Source organism: Paraburkholderia sp. SIMBA_053 (genome assembly GCF_046534895.1).
GTDB lineage: Bacteria > Pseudomonadota > Gammaproteobacteria > Burkholderiales > Burkholderiaceae > Paraburkholderia > Paraburkholderia caledonica.
This window is the reverse complement of sequence record NZ_JAWRXU010000516.1, coordinates 1-279: the sequence shown is the minus strand read 5'-3', so window position 1 is coordinate 279 and position 279 is coordinate 1. Positions and strand designations below refer to the sequence as shown.

The window sequence follows — 279 nt, the reverse complement described above, 5'->3', positions numbered from 1 at the left end:
CAGCAGCACGAACTCGCGGAAATGAATATCCTTTGCGGCAGGCTGCGCGCCCATGGGGGAATTTTCGGCCATCACTGGCCTATGCGGACAATCGCCCGGCGGCGCCAGCCCCAACGCGCTTATTTCCGCCCCTCATCGCCCACCTGTCATCGCCCGCCGGGCATTAACCCTGCTGCATCCAGCAGCTTCGGGCAAACTGCGCAAATATGCCGATTTTGCCGTTAACCATTTTTTACGGCCTGCCGGGCATTCTGCCCCCACTCGCAAACCAAAGGTTGG

The 279-nt window shown here is 60.2% G+C and carries 1 protein-coding gene; it reads left to right on the top strand.

The features are described 5' to 3' along the window. Window positions 1-52: 52 nt before the first annotated feature. A partial coding sequence (locus SB753_RS36665; protein WP_410805027.1) for a hypothetical protein occupies window positions 53-279 on the top strand: 227 nt, incomplete at its 3' end.